Annotated in this window: 20 protein-coding genes and 2 other RNA genes; 15 read left to right on the top strand and 7 right to left on the bottom strand. The window is 63.2% G+C overall.

Features of this window, described 5'->3' with window-relative positions; translation table 11 throughout:
- Positions 1-44: 44 nt before the first annotated feature.
- The gene (gene argE / locus ACZ2IA_RS06990; RefSeq protein WP_470291847.1) at positions 45-1,211 is read right to left on the bottom strand and encodes an acetylornithine deacetylase; all 1,167 of its coding nucleotides are present in this window, start codon (positions 1,209-1,211) and stop codon (positions 45-47) included.
- A 155-nt stretch (positions 1,212-1,366) separates the two neighbouring features.
- On the opposite strand from argE, the gene ffs reads away from it, so the two are divergent.
- Both ffs and ACZ2IA_RS06980 read left to right on the top strand, forming a co-directional pair.
- Positions 1,367-1,465: signal recognition particle sRNA small type (ffs, locus tag ACZ2IA_RS06985), an RNA gene on the top strand.
- 284 nt (positions 1,466-1,749) lie between these two features.
- A complete protein-coding gene (locus tag ACZ2IA_RS06980; RefSeq protein ID WP_470291846.1) occupies positions 1,750-2,079 on the top strand; it encodes a helix-turn-helix domain-containing protein in 330 nt (109 codons plus the stop codon).
- 182 nt (positions 2,080-2,261) lie between these two features.
- Here the strand turns inward: ACZ2IA_RS06980 and ACZ2IA_RS06975 are convergent, their stop codons facing one another.
- Entirely contained in the window at positions 2,262-2,714 is a 453-nt protein-coding gene (locus tag ACZ2IA_RS06975; protein ID WP_470291845.1) for a universal stress protein, read from the bottom strand.
- Between the two features lie 124 nt (positions 2,715-2,838).
- Between ACZ2IA_RS06975 and ACZ2IA_RS06970 the strand changes: the two genes are divergently transcribed.
- The 4 genes from ACZ2IA_RS06970 to xerC all read left to right on the top strand — a co-directional run bounded on the left by ACZ2IA_RS06970 (position 2,839) and on the right by xerC (position 5,562).
- On the top strand, positions 2,839-3,285 hold the full coding sequence (locus ACZ2IA_RS06970) for an acyl-CoA thioesterase (protein WP_470291844.1): 447 nt from the start codon (positions 2,839-2,841) through the stop codon (positions 3,283-3,285).
- Positions 3,282-3,701 carry a hypothetical protein gene (locus tag ACZ2IA_RS06965; protein ID WP_470291843.1) on the top strand — a complete coding sequence of 140 codons (420 nt, stop codon included), beginning with the start codon at positions 3,282-3,284 and terminating at the stop codon, positions 3,699-3,701. The genes ACZ2IA_RS06970 and ACZ2IA_RS06965 overlap by 4 nt, the downstream gene beginning before the upstream one ends.
- A gap of 92 nt (positions 3,702-3,793) precedes the next feature.
- Complete coding sequence (locus ACZ2IA_RS06960) at positions 3,794-4,642, top strand: AAA family ATPase (RefSeq protein ID WP_470291842.1); 849 nt, start codon at positions 3,794-3,796, stop codon at positions 4,640-4,642.
- On the top strand, positions 4,642-5,562 hold the full coding sequence (gene xerC / locus ACZ2IA_RS06955) for a tyrosine recombinase XerC (protein ID WP_470291841.1): 921 nt from the start codon (positions 4,642-4,644) through the stop codon (positions 5,560-5,562). Before ACZ2IA_RS06960 ends, xerC begins: the two co-directional genes overlap by 1 nt.
- A 61-nt stretch (positions 5,563-5,623) precedes the next feature.
- On the opposite strand, the gene ACZ2IA_RS06950 is transcribed toward xerC, so the two are convergent.
- From ACZ2IA_RS06950 to orn, 4 genes are all read right to left on the bottom strand, one after another.
- Complete coding sequence (locus ACZ2IA_RS06950; protein WP_470291840.1) at positions 5,624-6,115, bottom strand: CinA family protein; 492 nt, start codon at positions 6,113-6,115, stop codon at positions 5,624-5,626.
- Positions 6,099-7,760: a glucose-6-phosphate isomerase gene (gene pgi, locus ACZ2IA_RS06945; protein WP_470291839.1), complete on the bottom strand. Its 1,662-nt coding sequence runs from the start codon at positions 7,758-7,760 to the stop codon at positions 6,099-6,101. Before pgi ends, ACZ2IA_RS06950 begins: the two co-directional genes overlap by 17 nt.
- Positions 7,761-7,864: 104 nt before the next feature.
- A non-coding RNA gene (locus tag ACZ2IA_RS06940) (sX9 sRNA) lies at positions 7,865-7,940 on the bottom strand.
- A 92-nt stretch (positions 7,941-8,032) separates the two neighbouring features.
- On the bottom strand, positions 8,033-8,578 hold the full coding sequence (orn, locus tag ACZ2IA_RS06935; RefSeq protein ID WP_470291838.1) for an oligoribonuclease: 546 nt from the start codon (positions 8,576-8,578) through the stop codon (positions 8,033-8,035).
- 81 nt (positions 8,579-8,659) lie between these two features.
- On the opposite strand from orn, the gene ACZ2IA_RS06930 reads away from it, so the two are divergent.
- The 7 genes from ACZ2IA_RS06930 to ACZ2IA_RS06900 all read left to right on the top strand — a co-directional run bounded on the left by ACZ2IA_RS06930 (position 8,660) and on the right by ACZ2IA_RS06900 (position 14,603).
- A complete protein-coding gene (locus tag ACZ2IA_RS06930) occupies positions 8,660-9,907 on the top strand; it encodes a M48 family metallopeptidase (RefSeq protein WP_470291837.1) in 1,248 nt (415 codons plus the stop codon).
- Positions 9,904-10,236, top strand: coding sequence for a 4a-hydroxytetrahydrobiopterin dehydratase (locus tag ACZ2IA_RS06925; RefSeq protein WP_470291836.1), 333 nt, complete (start codon positions 9,904-9,906; stop codon positions 10,234-10,236). Before ACZ2IA_RS06930 ends, ACZ2IA_RS06925 begins: the two co-directional genes overlap by 4 nt.
- Positions 10,233-11,096 carry a ribosome small subunit-dependent GTPase A gene (gene rsgA, locus ACZ2IA_RS06920; RefSeq protein WP_470291835.1) on the top strand — a complete coding sequence of 288 codons (864 nt, stop codon included), beginning with the start codon at positions 10,233-10,235 and terminating at the stop codon, positions 11,094-11,096. The genes ACZ2IA_RS06925 and rsgA overlap by 4 nt, the downstream gene beginning before the upstream one ends.
- Positions 11,097-11,285: 189 nt before the next feature.
- Positions 11,286-12,023, top strand: a complete 738-nt coding sequence (locus ACZ2IA_RS06915) for a beta-ketoacyl-ACP reductase (RefSeq protein WP_470291834.1) — start codon at positions 11,286-11,288, stop codon at positions 12,021-12,023.
- Between the two features lie 140 nt (positions 12,024-12,163).
- Entirely contained in the window at positions 12,164-13,225 is a 1,062-nt protein-coding gene (gene hisC / locus ACZ2IA_RS06910) for a histidinol-phosphate transaminase (protein ID WP_470291833.1), read from the top strand.
- A 213-nt stretch (positions 13,226-13,438) separates the two neighbouring features.
- Entirely contained in the window at positions 13,439-13,906 is a 468-nt protein-coding gene (locus ACZ2IA_RS06905; protein ID WP_470291832.1) for a BON domain-containing protein, read from the top strand.
- A 202-nt stretch (positions 13,907-14,108) separates the two neighbouring features.
- Entirely contained in the window at positions 14,109-14,603 is a 495-nt protein-coding gene (locus tag ACZ2IA_RS06900) for a GAF domain-containing protein (RefSeq protein ID WP_470291831.1), read from the top strand.
- On the opposite strand, the gene ACZ2IA_RS06895 is transcribed toward ACZ2IA_RS06900, so the two are convergent.
- Positions 14,575-15,660 (bottom strand): DNA-binding protein, encoded by a 1,086-nt coding sequence (locus ACZ2IA_RS06895; RefSeq protein ID WP_470291830.1) that lies wholly within the window; start codon positions 15,658-15,660, stop codon positions 14,575-14,577. The genes ACZ2IA_RS06900 and ACZ2IA_RS06895 overlap by 29 nt on opposite strands.
- 137 nt (positions 15,661-15,797) lie before the next feature.
- On the opposite strand from ACZ2IA_RS06895, the gene ACZ2IA_RS06890 reads away from it, so the two are divergent.
- Together ACZ2IA_RS06890 and ACZ2IA_RS06885 are read left to right on the top strand one after the other, a co-directional pair.
- Positions 15,798-16,022 carry a hypothetical protein gene (locus ACZ2IA_RS06890; RefSeq protein ID WP_470291883.1) on the top strand — a complete coding sequence of 75 codons (225 nt, stop codon included), beginning with the start codon at positions 15,798-15,800 and terminating at the stop codon, positions 16,020-16,022.
- The gene (locus tag ACZ2IA_RS06885) at positions 15,977-16,507 is read left to right on the top strand and encodes an integrase core domain-containing protein (protein WP_470291829.1); all 531 of its coding nucleotides are present in this window, start codon (positions 15,977-15,979) and stop codon (positions 16,505-16,507) included. Before ACZ2IA_RS06890 ends, ACZ2IA_RS06885 begins: the two co-directional genes overlap by 46 nt.
- Positions 16,508-16,517: the final 10 nt, after the last annotated feature.

Below are 16,517 nucleotides of genomic sequence, written 5' to 3'. Positions count from 1 at the left end.
TGCCAAGTGCATTAAAAAATGCGGCACTTACCCGTTTTGGCAATTCATTGTTTTGGCTGGCTCAACCTATCCAGCAGCCGCTGCATCCACGCCGAGCACGCTTGCAGCTGCGCGATCTCGACGTACTCGTCCGGACGGTGCGCCTCGCGGACCGAGCCGGGCCCGCACACTACCGCCGGGATGCCGGCCTGCTGGAACACCCCGGCCTCGGTCGCGTACGCCACCCCGCTGCCCGCCGCGTGATTGCACAGCTCGGCCACGTGCCGATACACCTCACTGCCCGCGTCCACCTCGAACGCCGGACAGTGGACGACGTTCTCGATGGTGATCGACACTTCCGCTGCCACCTTGCGCATCTCCTCCAGCAGCCGTTCGGCCTCACCTTCCAGCGCCTCGATGAACCGTTCGTGCCGCTCGCCCGGCAACCAGCGGCACTCGACCAGGAACTCGCAATCGCGCGGCACGATGTTGCCGGCGATGCCGCCCTGCACCAGCCCGGTCTGCAGCGTGGTATACGGCACATCGTAGAGCGCCACCTGCCGGCCGGCGCTCGCCTCGCGATCGGCCAGCTCGCGCACGAAGGTGATCAGCCGCGCCGCATACTCGATCGCGTTCACCCCGAGCGGCGTCAGCGACGAATGCGCCTCGCGCCCGCGCACGCGTACCTTATAGTGGGCGATGCCCTTGTGGGCGATCACCGGCTGCATCGAGGTAAACTCGCCGATGATACAGCCGGCGATCTTTTCGCCGCGCCGTTTTAGATCGGCCACCAGCGTGTGCACGCCCAGACAACCGACTTCTTCGTCATAGCTCAAGGCCAGCGCCAGCGGCACCGCCAGTTCGCCGCGCGCTGCCCGCGCCACCGCCTCGGGCAACAGCGCCAGCGCGCAGGCGATGAAGCCTTTCATGTCCGCCGTGCCGCGGCCGTACAGACGGCCGCCGTGCTCCACCACCTGGAACGGTTCGCTGCTCCACGCCTGACCGTCCACCGGCACCACGTCGGTGTGGCCCGACAACACGATCGCCGGCACGTCGGCCGGGCCGACCCGCGCGAACAGGTTGGCCTTCTGGCCATCCTCGCTGAAACTCAACTGCGCCGGGACACCCAGCTCAGCCAGGTAATCGACCACCCAGTCGATCAGCGCACGGTTGGAGTACCGACTGGTGGTATCGAAAGCCACCAGGCGGCTGAGCAGTTGGCGAATTTCCATGTTCGGCACCTTGCAACCCCTTAGTTACTGGCAAAAATCCAGTCTACCACCCTTGCCCGGCAGCGCCTCGCCCCTCCATACTCAAGAAAACCCGAGCAAAAGTCGGCGGCTCGCTTGGCAAAGCGAGTCGAATCCGTTAGTATGCCGCTCTCTATGGCGGGTCTCCCCGCATTGCGACGCGGTCAACCTGGTCAGGTCCGGAAGGAAGCAGCCACAGCCGTTCAGCGCAAGTGCCGGGGGTCGGGCTCGCCACCCCAATTCAGAACAAAGCCGCCTTGGCCTCCGACAAGGCGGCTTTGTTTTATGATTTTTCGACCCATTTGTGATATTTTGCGACGACCTACGAAATATTCTCTTGTCTTTATCCATTAGGATAAGCTAATATCTATTCAGACGGAGATCGACATGGGAACTTTCGGTGCAGTCATGCACTCTAGGTAATCCCAAATGGATTACTTGCTATATTTAGAACGTCAATACGACGCATAAAAACGACACATAAAATCAATTAACGCCTTTAATAGATCGAGAGGAAATTATGAAGCTCTTTGAAAAGATCACGAACCCGCGCGAAATCCGCCGCAAACTCGGCCTGAACCAGCAGGAATTCTGGAGCCGCATCGGCGTGACCCAATCGGGCGGCTCCCGCTATGAAAGCGGCCGCAACATGCCCAAACCGGTGCGTGAACTGCTGCGCCTGGTGCATGTCGAGCAGATCGATCTGAGCAAAGTCAAACGCGAGGACTTCGAAATCGTCGAGTACCTGAAAGAGACCCATCCGGACTTGTACAAGAGTCTGCGCAAGGCGGTTCGCGCCAAGCTGGAAACCGAAGAAGGCAGCATGGGCGAAACAGCCGGCAATCTGTAAGCAGCCGTCTCCGCCAAGGGCGTTGTTCACGGGCGACCGGCCAAGCTGGCCTCAGTGAGCAACGCCCTTCTTGCGTCTGTTGTACCGCCCAAAATCATGACGGCCAGTTCCCACGGGTGAACTAGCCGCTCCCTCTCGCTGGCCGCACAGCTCATCCACGCCGGCCGACAATACCACTCCCATCAGCTCTCTTCCGGATTACGGATCAGCAATACCGGCACGGTCGCCTTCTTGAGCAAGCCTTCGGCCACGCTACCCATCAACAGATGCATCAAGCCGCTCCAGCCGTGCGTCCCCATCACCACCAGGTCCGCCTTCCAGTCCCGTGCATCGTCGAGCAACACCGAGGCGATCTTGTCACCCCAGCTTTCCAGTATCTTGGTTTCCGGCGACAAGCCCTGCGCCTTAGCCTGCTCTTCGGCCTGGCCGAGCACCTGTTCGCCCGCATGCTTGATCGACTTCTGCAACTCGGAGGCATCGAGAAACTCGGTACCGCCCCAGCCAAACTGAGCCAAGTCCACCACATGGACCAGCCGCACCGATGCGCCCACTTCCTTGGCCAGCTTGCAAGCCTCGGTCAACGCCAGGTTCGAGGTTTCGCTATCGTCTACCGGAACAAAAATTCGCTGGTACATATTCGACCTCTCCTTCGTATGGACTCGGACTCGACGATTTCAGTCTATCAAATGCCCCGCCTCACGTGGTTGATGCAGATTAAGACTGTGATTAGACTGCATGACATTCATGAACGGAGGCGCCATGGCCCGCGTCGAAATCACGCTACCGGAACACTGGCTGTTCCACACCGAACTGTCGGTGCGAGTCGGCGATCTGAACTACGGCGGCCACCTCGGCAACGACGCCCTGCTGCGCCTGGCGCACGAGGCGCGGTTGCGCTTCTTGCAGTCTTACGGCTACAGCGAGCTCGACGTGGAAGGCCGCGGCCTGATCATGGCCGACGCCGCGGTGGTGTACCGTGCCGAGGCGTTCCAGGGAGAGCGCTTGCGCTTTGCACTGGCACTGGGTGAAATCGGCCGCTCCAGCTTCGAATTGCTTTACCATGTGACTCGAACAGCCGACGACCGCGAGGTCGCCCGCCTCAAGACCGGTATGGTGTTTTTTGATTACGCCGCACGACAGATCAGCCGCACTCCGTCGGCCTTTGTCGCGCGCCTGGCGCCAGCTCACGAAGGAATGCCAACATGAAGAATTACCCATCCAACAGCCCCGAGGCCCTGGCCCGCCTGCTCGCCATGTTCATGATCGCCGACGGCAATATGGACCCACGAGAAATCGATAGCCTGGACCTCTTGCACGCCTACGACGTCCTCGGCATCAGTCGCAAGAAATTCATGCAGGTGCTGGTCGACTACTGCAATGACCTCACCGACGAGGCCGACCCGGAAAGCGGCGCCATCCACCTGATCAACCGCGAGCGCATCGACACCCTGCTTGAGGACATCACCGACCGCCACAAGCGCGTGCTGGTCTGTGCCCTGGCGATTGACCTGTGCAAATCGGACGACACCATCAGCGAACAGGAAATGGCCGTGCTGCGCTACATGATGGAGAGCTGGTCGATCTCGCTCGACGATCTGGAAAACGAATTCGTCAAACCGTAAGCTTTCTGCTTGCGATGACAGCCGTCCGCGCACCGCGCCCGGGCGGCTTTTTGCTGTTGATAACCCACAAAACAACAATTAGGGCTGACACGATGACCACCCGCTTTCACGGCACCGACCGTTACGTCGCCAGCGACGACCTGATGCTGGCCGTCAACGCCGCCATCACGCTGGAGCGCCCGCTGCTCGTCAAGGGCGAGCCGGGCACCGGCAAGACCATGTTGGCCGAAGAGATCGCCCGCTCACTCGGCCGCGAGCTGATCGTCTGGCCGATCAAGTCGACCACCAAGGCGCAGCACGGCCTGTACGACTACGACGCGGTGTCGCGGCTGCGCGACTCGCAACTGGGCGACGCGCGGGTGCACGACATCCGCAACTACATCGTCAAGGGCAAGCTGTGGCAGGCGTTCGAGATGGACGTGGCGCCGGTGCTGTTGATCGACGAGATCGACAAGGCCGACATCGAGTTCCCCAACGACCTCTTGCGCGAGCTCGACCAGATGGAGTTCTTCGTGCATGAGACGCAGGAATTCGTGCGCGCCCGGGTGCGGCCGATCATCCTGACCACCTCGAACAACGAGAAGGAACTGCCGGACGCTTTCCTGCGCCGCTGCTTCTTCCACTACATCCGCTTCCCGGATCGCGACACCCTGCAGGACATCGTCGACCTGCACTATCCGAGGCTGGAGAGCGCGCTGGCGCGCGAGGCGCTCGAAGTGTTCCTCGGCCTGCGCGAGCTGACCGGCCTGAAGAAGCGCCCGACCACCTCGGAGCTGCTCGACTGGCTCAAGCTGCTGACCCGCGAGGCGATCAGCCCGGCAACGTTGGCCGAAGGCCGCAGCAAGGGCGAATTGCCGCCGCTGGCCGGCGCGCTGCTGAAAAACGAGCAGGACATCCAGCTATTCGAGCGGCTGATGCAGATGGCGCGAGGCCGGCGCTAATGAACTGGGACGCGGCGCTCGCCACCTTCGATAACGCCTTGGCGCTGTCCGGGCGCAGCGACGCCACCCGCGCCGCCTACCGGCGCGACATCCAGCGACTGGCCGAGCTGGCCGGCGCACGTATACCAACCCAGCTCGTCAATCGCGACATCCGCCACGCGCTGGCGCGTTTGCATGGCGGCGGCCTCGACGGGCGCAGTCTGTCGCGAATGCTGTCGGCCTGGCGTGGCCTGTACGATTGCCTGATCGACCGTGAGCTGGCGTCGGCCAACCCCTGCACCGGCGTTCGCCCACCGAAGAGCGGCCACCGCCTGCCCAAAGCGCTGCCGGTCGACGCCGCGCAACAGCTGCTCGACGCCGAGTTGGCCGAAGAGACCTCGCTGACCTGTCGCGATCGGGCGATGTTCGAGCTGCTCTACTCATCCGGCCTGCGCCTGACCGAACTGGTACGGCTCGACGTCGGCGACGTCGACTTGGCCGAACGGCTGGTGCGGGTCAGCGGCAAGGGCAACAAGGAACGGCTGGTGCCGATCGGCCAACAGGCCGACGATGCGCTGCGCGGCTGGCTGACACAACGCAACGCCAGCGACGGCGAAACCGCGCTGTTCACCGGCCGGAGCGGCACACGACTAGGCGGCCGGCAGATCGAGAAACGGCTGGCGCGCTGGGCGATCCAGACTGGTAGCGACCGACACGTCTCGCCGCACATGCTGCGCCACAGCTTCGCCAGCCACCTGCTGCAGTCGTCGAGCGACCTGCGCGCGGTGCAGGAGCTGCTCGGCCACGCCAACCTGTCGACCACGCAGATCTATACCAGCCTGGACTTCCAGCACCTGGCCCAGGTGTATGACACCGCACATCCGCGCGCGCGCAAGTCGGAGCCCCGGCAGGACGCATCGGCCGACGACGGTACCCCGTAGCGACATCCAACCATGAAAAAAGGGCGACCCGCGGGCCGCCCTTTTCATTTTCCCGACACGATCAGGCCGTCAACGGCGTCGCGTCGATTTCCACCAGCAGCGCCGCCAGCGCCGCATCGACAGTCTGGCGCCGTACCGCGGCTCGGTCGCCGTCGAAGCGGCGCACGAAGGCACGACTCAGCCCGGCCGGGCCAGCCAGGGCAAACCAGACCAGCCCGACCGGCTTCTCGGCACTTCCGCCGCCCGGCCCGGCCACACCGGACACCGCCACCGCCCAGTCGACCCCGGCCGCGCGCTGCGCACCGGCCGCCATCTCGCGCACCGTCGCCTCGCTGACCGCGCCGTGTTCGGCCAACGTCGTGGCCGCCACACCGAGCAGTTGCTGCTTGGCGGCGTTGCTATAGGTGACAAAGCCCATGTCGAACCAGTTGGAGCTGCCGGCCACATCGGTAATCGCCCCGGCGATCAGCCCGCCGGTGCAGGATTCGGCCGCGGTGACGCGCTCGCCGCGCGTCAACAGTTTCTCGCCCAGTTGTTCAGCCAAGCTTTTCATGACGGCTCCGGAAGTGGGCGATCAGCCCGTTAGTCGACGCGTCGTGCGACAGCGTTTCCGCATCGCTCAGCTGCGGCAGGATCTTCGCAGCCAGCTGCTTGCCGTACTCGACACCCCACTGGTCGAAGGAATTGATCCCCCAGATCACACCCTGCACGAACACCTTATGCTCGTACAGAGCCAGCAGCATGCCGAGCGTCGTCGGCGTCAGCTTGTCGATCGCCAGCATGTTCGACGGCTGGTTGCCCGGGAACAGCTTCTGCGGCAGCAGCATGTCGATCTCTTCGCCGGTCAAATCCAGCTTCGCCAGCTCGGCCAGCGCCTCGGCCTCGTTCTTGCCGCGCATCAGCGCCTCGGTCTGGGCAAAACCGTTGGCGACCAGCACCGCGTGCTGCTGGTCGACCGGGTAATGGCTGTTCATCGGAATGATGAAATCGCTCGGCACCAGCCGAGTGCCCTGGTGCAAGAGCTGGAAGAACGCGTGCTGGCTGTTCACCCCCTCCTCGCCCCAGATCACCGGGCCGGTGTCGAAGTCGAGCTTTTCGCCGAAACGGCCGACCTGCTTGCCGTTCGACTCCATGTCGAGCTGCTGGATATGCGCCGGCAGGCGGCGCAGGCCGTGGTCGTACGGCATGATCGCGTGAGTGTGCGCGCCGTAGAAGGTGTTGTACCAGACGCCGATCAGCGCCATCAGCACCGGCATATTGGCCGCAAACGGCGCGCTGAAGAAATGCTCGTCCATCGCGTGGCCGCCGGCCAGGAATTCGGCGAAACGCTCGGGGCCGATCGCCAGCATCACCGGCAGACCGATCGCCGACCAGGTCGAGTAACGGCCACCGACCCAGTCCCAGAACGGGAACATATTGGCCGGATCGATGCCGAACGCCACCACCGCCTGACGGTTAGTCGACACCGCGACGAAATGCTTGGCGATGTCGGCCTCGCCGGCGCTCTGCAGGAACCAGTTCCGCGCCGCCTCGGCGTTGAGCCGGGTCTCGGGCGTGGTGAACGACTTCGACGCGACGATGAACAGCGTGGTTGCCGGGTCGAGCTGCTGCAGCGTACGGGCGATATGCGCACCGTCGACGTTGGAGACGAAGTGAACCTTCAGCGTCGGGTGCAGATACGGAGCCAGCGCCTCGTGCACCATCAACGGCCCCAGGTCCGAGCCGCCGATGCCGAGATTGACCACGTCGGTGATACGCCGGCCAGTGTAGCCTAGCCAGCGGCCGGCGCGCACCGCCTCGGCAAAGGCATAGGCGCGGTCGAGCACTTCGTGCACCTGCGGCACCACATCGATACCATCAACGACAAGGCTGGCCGAACGCGGCAGGCGCAACGCGGCGTGCAGCACCGCCCTATCCTCGCTGACGTTGATCCGCTCGCCGCCGCGCATCCGCTGCATCCAGCCGGCCAAGTCGGCTGTTTCGGCCAACTCGATCAACAGGCCCAGCGTGCGCTCGGTGAGGCGGTTCTTCGAGTAGTCGAGCAGCAGACCATCGAACTCGAGGCTCATCCGGGCGAAGCGGTCCGGCTCCTGCGCGAACAGGTCGCGCATGTGCAGGTGCCGGGTGGCGCGCTGGTGCTGGTGCAGCTTGCCCCAGACCGGGGTGGTATTGATGTCGTTGTAGCGGATCGCGGCCATCGGGGCGTGACAGTGTCCTGAAAAAAATCGGCAATGATAGTCTGGCTGCACCGCGTCGTCATGACCCTGCGCGGTACTAGCGGGCCTCAGAAGTTGCCATCTGTTGCCATCTAAAGCGTAGCGAGCGGGCGTCAGCGAGGGGCGGACGGAGCGCAGGAACCGGAATGTACTGGAGTACATGAGGATTCCTGATCGCTGAGCAAATCAATAGATTCGCACGCCGACCGCCCAACCCGAGATCACGCCCGCGCAGTAGCGTTGAGGGCAACTTCTTACAGCTTGAGGAAGTTCTCGCGGTAGTACTTCATCTCCTCGATCGACTCGATGATGTCGGCCAGAGCCTCGTGCTTGCCCTTCTTCACCACGCCCTTGGCCACTTCCGGCTTCCAGCGCTTGGCCAACTCCTTCAGCGTCGACACGTCGATGTTGCGATAGTGGAAGTAGGCTTCCAGCTTCGGCATCCAGCGCGCCATGAAGCGGCGATCCTGATGGATGGTGTTGCCGCACATCGGCGTGGTGCGCGACGGTACGTACTGTTCCATGAATGCCAACAGCTGCGCCTCGGCGTCGGTCTCGTTGAGCGTCGACGCCTTTACCTTGTCGATCAGGCCGGTCTTGCCGTGGGTGTTCTTGTTCCAGTCGTCCATCGCGTCGAGCACCGCGTCCGCTTGGTGAACCACCAGCACCGGCGACTCGGCCACGATGTTGAGCTGACTATCGGTGACGATCATCGCCACTTCGATGATGCGGTCGGTGTCCGGGTTCAGCCCGGTCATTTCCATGTCGAGCCAGATGAGGTTGTTTTGATCTTGTGCCATACTTGCCGTTCTCTACTAAATGCCGCTATTTTCCGTGAATGAAGGTCTGGCGGCAAACGCTCTGCCCACTTCCCCCCGCATATGGCCACTACCCTGACCCTGTTGTTCCTGATTGCGCTGGCCGTCACTCTGGTGCTGCGCCTGTGGCTCGCCAGCCGCCAGATCACCCATGTCCGCGCCCACCGCCACACGGTGCCTGCCGAGTTTGCCGGTGAAATCCCCCTGTCCGACCACCAAAAGGCCGCCGACTATACTGTCGCCAAGACCCGGCTCGGCATGAGCCATGCGGTGGTCGACACCGTGCTGATCCTGCTCTTGACGCTGGGCGGCGGGCTGGAATGGCTATGGCAGCTTTCGGCCAAGCTATTCAGCGGCGACATCGCCCATGGCCTGGCGCTGGTCGCCAGTGTCACGGTGGTCAGCGGTCTGGTGTCGTTGCCGTTCACCATCGTCACCACCTTCGGCATCGAGGCGCGCTACGGTTTCAACAAGATCACCCCGAAGCTGTTCATCACCGATCTGCTGCGCGGCGTGCTGCTGTCGGCGGCGCTCGGCCTGCCGATCCTGGCGCTGGTGCTATGGCTGATGGCCAAGATGGGCAGCGCCTGGTGGCTGTGGGTATGGCTGGCCTGGACCGGCATCAGCCTGTTGATGCTACTGCTCTACCCGACGGTGATCGCGCCGCTATTCAACAAGTTCAGCCCGCTCGACGACGCGTCGCTGAAGCAGCGCATCGAGGCGCTATTGACCCGCACCGGCTTCACCTCGCGCGGCGTGTTCGTGATGGACGGCTCGAAACGCTCCAGTCACGGCAATGCCTACTTCACCGGCTTCGGCGCCGCCAAGCGCATCGTGTTCTTCGACACCTTGCTGAAACAGCTGACCCCGGCCGAGATCGAGGCGGTGCTGGCGCACGAGCTCGGTCACTTCAAGCTCAAGCACATCACCCAACGGATGGTGCTGACCTTCGCGCTGTCGCTCGGCTTCCTGTTCGTGCTCGGCCTGTTGATCGACGCGCCGTGGTTCTACCAGGGCCTCGGCGTCGCCACGCCGTCGACCGCGATGGCACTGGTGCTGTTCTTCATGGCGGTGCCGGCGTTCACCTTCCCGCTGACACCGCTGTCCAGCCTGATGTCGCGCCGCCACGAATACCAGGCGGACGAGTTTGCCGCCCAGGAAACCGACGCCGGCGAACTGATCCACGCGCTGACCAAGCTGTACCGCGACAACGCCTCGACGCTGACGCCCGACCCCTTGCATTCGGCGTTCTACGATTCGCACCCGCCGGCCGCGCTGCGGATCGCCCACCTGAAAGGAGCCCGACCATGAATCTGACTTCGCTGCGCTGTTCCACCGAACATATGCGCTCCCCGCTAGCCGACGCCACCCGCCAGCAGCTGCTCGCCACCCTGCCCGAGTGGCAGGCCGAAGGCATCGAGCTGGTAAAGACCTTCAAGTTCACCAATTACCATGAAGTAATGGCGTTCGTGAACGCACTGGCCTGGATCGCCCACCAAGAAGACCACCACCCTGATCTGTCGGTGCACTACAACCGCGTGGTGGTGCGCTTCTCCAGCCATGACGCCGGCGCATTGACGCTGAACGACTTCATCTGTGCCGCCAAGGCCGAAGCGCTGACCCAGCGGCCGGCTGCATGAAAAAACACGGCCAGATCGTCAAGAGCTACGGCCGCCGCTTCATCGTCGAAGCGGACGGCGATACCTACGACTGCACCACCCGCGGCAAACGAGTCGATTACGCCTGCGGCGACTTCGTCGACATCCTGGTGCAGAACCGCGAACAGGCGGTGATCGAGAACTACCACGACCGCCACAGCCTGCTTTATCGTCAGGACGAGTGGCGCACCAAGCTGATCGCGGCCAACGTCAGCCGCATCCTGTTCGTCACCGCCGCGGTGCCGACACCGAGCGAAGAGCTGCTCAATCGCGGCCTGGTGGCGGCCGAAGCGGCCGACATCGACCCGGTGATCGTCGTCAACAAGACCGACCTACCGGAAACAGCAATCTGGCTCGACCGGCTCGAAGCGTATCGCTCGCTCGGTTACACGGTGATCCTGCTATCGGCCAAACAAGACATCACGCCGCTGCTCCCGCTGCTGGACGGTCAGACTAGCGTGTTTGTCGGCCAATCGGGCATGGGCAAGTCGACGCTGACCAACGCACTGCTACCCGACGCCAACGCCCGCGTCGCCGACATCTCCGAAGCGCTCGACTCCGGCCGGCACACCACCACCCACGCCGCGCTCTACCATCTGGATGACAGCAGTCACCTGATCGACTCGCCCGGCCTGCAGGAATTCGGCCTGAAGCACCTGAAGGCGACCGACCTGGTGCACTACCTGCCGGACATGCGCCCCTACATCGGCCAGTGCCGTTTCCACAATTGCAGCCACCGCCAGGAGCCCGGCTGCGCGATCAAGGCAGCGGCCGAAAGCGGCGAAATCCGGCCAGCCCGACTGGCGTTTCTACAACGGCTGACCAACGAGTTGTCCAGCTGAATCTACGCAAAACGGCCGCTCAGCAAGCGGTCGTTTTTTATAAAAATTCTTGGCATTAAACCAACTGTTTAAATTAATTCCTTTGGAATATTTACAAAGTCACAGCACGGACATATTCTTGTAAGAAAACCATAACGGGCTAACGCTACGCTGTACCACGCTGACTACAAGAAACCAAGGAGACACAGTATGATCAAACGCATCGCTCTGGTTACCGGCGGAATGGGCGGCATCGGCACCGCCATTTGCCGTGCACTGGCTGAAACCGGCCACACCGTCGTCACCACCTACAGCAAGCCCGGCAAGGATCAAGCATGGCTGTCCGACATGAAGGGCCTCGACCTTGACGTTCATGCCTATCAGCTGGATGTCACCGACTACGACGCCTGCCAGACTGTCATCGCCCAGATCCAGCAGGAAGTCGGCCCGATCGACGTTTTGGTCAACAACGCCGGCATCACCCGCGACGCCAGCTTCAAGAAGCTCGACAAGGCTGCCTGGGATGCCGTGATCAACACCAACCTCAACTCGGTGTTCAACGTCACCAAGCCGGTGGTAGACAGCATGCTCGAGCGCGGCTTCGGCCGGGTGGTCAACATCTCGTCGATCAACGGCCAGAAGGGCCAGTTCGGCCAGACCAACTACTCCGCCGCCAAGGCCGGTATGCACGGCTTCACCATGGCGCTGGCGCAGGAAGTGGCGAAGAAAGGCGTTACCGTCAACACCATCTCGCCGGGCTACATCGGCACCGAAATGGTGATGGCCGTACCGGAAGACGTCCGCAACAAGATCGTCGCGCAGATCCCGGTCGGCCGCCTCGGCAAGCCGGAAGAGATCGCCGGCCTGGTCAACTACCTGGCCTCGGACATCGCCGGTTTTGTCACCGGCGCCGACTTCGCGATCAACGGTGGTCAGCACATGATGTAACAAGGCTCGCGAGTCTCTCGCAGCCAGAACACGCCCGGCCAAGCGCCGGGCTTTTTCTTGACCTTGCGCCGTCTATCAACCACGGTCGGTTCAAAGACCGTAAAATAGCGCCATCTGCCAACCCCACCCGACCGACCGCCATGAGCCGCTTCTGGAGCCCCGTCGTCCACGACCTGACCCCGTACGTCCCCGGCGAGCAACCCAAGCTCACCAAACTGATCAAACTCAACACCAACGAAAACCCCTACGGCCCGTCGCCAAAGGTGCTGGCCGCGCTCGAGGGCGAGATCGCCGACACACTGCGCCTCTACCCGGACCCGAATGCCGAACGACTGAAGACGACGATCGCCGCCTACCATAAGGTCAGCCCGGACGAGGTATTTGTCGGCAACGGTTCGGACGAGGTACTGGCGCACGCCTTCCAGGCACTACTGAAGCACTACGCCCCGCTGCTGTTCCCGGACATCACCTACAGCTTCTACCCGGTGTACTGCGGGCTCTACGGCATCGACTACCGCACCGTCGCGCTGACCGACGCACTGGAAATCCGCACCGAGGATTACCGCCAAGCCTGCGGCGCGATCATTTTCCCGAACCCGAACGCCCCAACCGGCCGCCAGCTGGCGCGCGAAGCGATCGAAGCGCTGCTGAACGAACACCCTGACCAAGTGGTGGTGATCGACGAGGCCTATATCGATTTCGGCGGCGACAGCGCGATCCCGCTGGTCAAACGCTATCCGAACCTGCTGGTGGTGCAGACGCTGTCCAAGTCGCGCTCGCTCGCCGGGCTGCGCGTCGGCTTTGCCATCGGCCACCCGGCGCTGATTGAGGCGCTGGAGCGGGTGAAGAACAGCTTCAACTCCTACCCGCTCGACCGGCTCGCCATCGCCGGCGCCGCAGCCTCTTTCGACGACGAGGCGTACTTCCAGCAGACCTGCCAGGCGGTGATCGCCAGCCGCGAGACGCTGGTCGGCGAATTGACCGGCCTCGGCTTCGAGGTGCTGCCGTCGGCGGCCAACTTCGTGTTTGCCCGACACCCCGAGCACGATGCCGCGACGCTGGCCAGTGCACTGCGTGAGCGCGCCATCATCGTGCGCCACTTCCGCCTACCTCGGATCGAGCAGTACTTGCGCATCAGCGTCGGCACCGATGCCGAGTGCGCCGCGCTGGTAAGCGCACTGAAGGCGCTGCTCGCCGCCTGAACTCGCCACGCGCCCGTTACGCCGTCTGCAACCAGAACCACCAATGCCAACGGCCCGCAAATTGCGGGCCGTTTTTCTTGCTCGGTCAAGGTGACGAGAAATGTTATTGGCCGTTGCGCCGGCTTTCGCGAGCCCGGGCGCCTTGCCACTCGGTAGCCACTATAACGCTAGCAAGTCGCGGCCATCGGGGTCGGGCACCGTCGAGGATTCGCCATGCCACGCCACTGCTGGCCGCTGTTGGCAACCGGATTGCTACTCGCCATCGCCTGCGGGCCGACAGAGCCGGCCGAGCGGCATAACTGGTTCAACGAGCCGATCGTGCAGCTGTCATCCGACCTGCCCGACTGCCCCGCCCCCGACGGCCCGCTGTTGACCGAGGACCAGATGCGCGCGCAGGCGCACGACCGCATCGAGCGCGGCACCAGCTGCTATCTCTCCCACGAATGCCGCTACGCCAGTGCCTATGCCTACGACCCAGAGATCGCCGAGGCGGCACGACAGCGGCTGCAGGACAAACCGAAACTGCGCGGCAGCACGTTGTGGCTGACCTCGCAGCGCCGCTTCGTCCGGCTCGAAGGCTGCGCCGCCTCACGGCGGCAACTCGACTACGTGACCCGCACTCTACAGGCGCTGCCGGACGTGCAGCAGGTCGAGGTCTACACCCGGGTCCGCCGCCGCTAAGAGCCACTAACAAACTCTCCCAGCGTTGTTGCTCTGCCTTATGGTGCTCCTTGTACTGTCTGCGGCAGAGCGCCCAGCCGGGATCACTACGCTGGGTTTTGTTAGCGGCTCTAAGTCCAAATGTCCGGCCGATAAACGCTCTGGTTGACTCCGGCTGCCAGCTTGCTAGGCTGTGCGCTTTGTCGAACCAGGAAGCACACCCATGGCTGAATCGTTGATCATTGAAGGTAGCAGCAAAGACGAACGCTACCAGACGCTACTGCCACAAGCAGAGGCGCTGATCGCCGGCGAGACCGACCTGATCGCCGCCCTCGCCAACCTGTCGGCCGCACTGGCGTCGACCTTCGACTGGCTGTGGACCGGCTTCTACCTGGTCAAGGGCGAGCAGCTGGTGCTCGGGCCGTTCCAGGGGCCGATCGCCTGCACCCGCATCCCGCACGGCCGCGGCGTCTGCGGCAGCGCCTGGGCGGAAAACCGCACGCTAGTGGTGCCGGACGTCGACGCCTTCCCCGGCCACATCGCCTGCTCGTCGGCGGCGCGCTCCGAAATCGTCGTACCGATTCACGACGCGGCCGGCCGCGTCGTGGCCGTGCTCGACGTCGACTCGACCCGGCTCGACAGCTTCGACGCGGTCGACGCCCAGTATCTGGAGGCGCTCGTCGCCCGGCTCAGTCCCTTGTTTCCGGTAGCTGGCTGAGCGCTTCGTCGAGCAGCACCCCGAGGTGGTGCGAACGCTCGCCCTCGTCCGCCCCGTCGAACGCGGCAAGGTTGGCCGAAAGCGTCGTAGCGAGCACCGTGCGCAGCCGCTCGGCCAAGCCCTGCCGGCCGGCTCGCAGCGCGCCCAGCTGCTCACTGGCTTGCAGCAAGCGGTCACCGGCCCGCTCGGCATCCTGACGGGCCACCTCGAGCGCCGCCTGCAGCTCGAGCACTCGCCCATCGAGCGCCTCGACCTTGGCGCCGAGCCGGCCGTTTTCACGCTCGCGCTCAACCAGCCGTTCGCGCCATACCGTGTCGATCTTGGCGCTGTCGCGGCGTTGCTGCGCGAGCTCGTCCTCCAGCTTTTTGACCGACTGCTTCATCGCCTGGCGCTCGTCTTCGATCTGCTCGTAGAGCCGCACGCGCAGACCCTCCAGACGCTCGTAGGCGAGCGCCTCGCGCTTGTCCGCCGCCTGTTTTTCCGCCTGCACCCGCTCCTCGGTGCGCGCCTCGATCTCGCCGACCCGCGCATCGGCCTCTCGCTGCACGTCGCCCAGCTGCTTGCGCGACGCCTCGAGACTGGCCGCCAAGGCCGCCAGATTGTCGTCCTGGGCAGCGCGGCGCGCCTCTTCGGCCGCCAGCCGCTGCTCGAGCTCGGCGACGCGGCCGGTTTTCAGCTCCAGTTCGCGTCCGAGCGAAACCAGTGTCGCATCGCTTTCGGCCAACCTCTGCCCTAAGGCCACGGCCTCTTCACGCAGCGTCGCCACCTCGGCCTGCGCCTCGTTGCGCACCGTCGCCAGCTCCGCGTCGGCCGCATCGCACGCCTTCTGCCAGATTTCTTCGAACGCTTCGGCCAGGCCGCTTGGCCAGTCCGGCCGGCGCGACGACAGCGCCATCCGCGACAGGAAATCCTGACGCCAACCCTTCAGGGTGTTGTTGATCGTGGTGTTCGAACCGGTGCCCAAACGGTTGCGCACCTCGACCACCGTCGGCCAGACGCCCTCGCCGACCAGTTCGTACGCCACCTGGCGAATCCGTGTGTAGATATCCGTCGTCATCCGTTTGCCGTCCATAAGGGCGCAGGCGCGCCACTGTTGCCAACCCACTGAAAACCGCCGCTTCCGGCCGCCTCCCTGTAGCGCGGCAGCATACCACAAGCCGCCAACTCCATATAATACATATATTATGTATTACATTGTTTATTTACAAATTAGAGCAATATTTTTCCGATAACTATACTTATCGGAAGTTTTTCAGCGAAACTGCACAAAACACATGCATTGCCCTGCACATAAATAGCACTTTGCGCGTCGTGCTGCCATTGACCGACGGGCTGGATCAACGCTGGGTGATGGACTTTGTGGCGGATAGCTTATGGAACGGTCGCCGGATTCGCTTGCTGGCCATCACCGACACATGAAATCGGGAAGCGGCCTGGATCGAGGCGAACCATCCCTGTCAGGCAAGCGAGTTGCACGCGTTCTGGAGAATTTGCGCTGCCGTGGACGTCACCCGAGATTGATTCAGATGGACAATGGCCCGGGGCTCACCAGCCGAGCATTGGATGAGTGGGCCCATCGCCACGGGGTCACCTTGCAGTTCATTCGCCCTGGCCAACCGGTTGAGAATGCATTCATCGAGAGCTTTAACGGCCGGCTGCGCGAGGAGGACTTGAACCAGTCGGTGTTTCACAGCTTGCACGATGCCAGAGCAACGATTGAACACTGGCGACAGGACTCTAACCACGCCCGACCGCACAGTGCGTTGAATTACCTGACCCGGCCACGTATCGGAAGCAACACCGCCCCCAACAACGCCAGAAAGCTAACTTATTGGTGGTGTACTGAATGGGGGAAGGTCACCTGGACTGATGCACAGCAGGATAAGGACAACAGGCCTATCTGAATGCATATAA

It is taken from the genome of Crenobacter sp. CS_VA4 (assembly GCF_055597485.1).
The sequence above is the reverse complement of the archived record's forward strand: the minus strand, read 5'-3'. Positions and strand labels throughout refer to the sequence as shown.